Genomic DNA, 355 nt, shown 5'->3' with positions numbered 1-355 from the left:
CGGTCCGCCACGTCGACAACGGCTTCGGACTGGTGGCCGCCTCCGCGTGCACCCTGCGTCGCACGAGGGTCACGGGCCGCGGCTCGCACCATCCCTACTTCTGCCGTGAGGGCTCGCACAACAACCTCGTCGATGACTTCACAATCGAGGAGCGCACCACCCCGGCCCCGGCCAACACGCAACTGCACGGCATCAACGTCGAGGGGTTGTCGTCGTACAACGTCTGGTCGCGCGGCGAGATGCGGATGGGCACCTTCGACAGCCACCGCGGCCTGCCCTTCGCCAACGTCCGCACCGACATCACCGTCAACAACACCGGCCGCCACGGCGGGGACGGCGCGGGGGGAGTCGCCGA

The 355-nt window shown here is 69.3% G+C and carries 1 pseudogene; it reads left to right on the top strand.

The annotated features are described in order from the left end of the window. Nucleotides 1–355: pseudogene (locus TN53_RS43135) on the top strand (hypothetical protein); the annotation flags it as partial.

Origin of the sequence: Streptomyces sp. WM6386, from assembly GCF_000972385.1 — a bacterium.
Taxonomy (GTDB): domain Bacteria; phylum Actinomycetota; class Actinomycetes; order Streptomycetales; family Streptomycetaceae; genus Streptomyces.
Note: the sequence above shows the minus strand (reverse complement) of the source record. Positions and strands in the feature narration are given on the sequence as shown.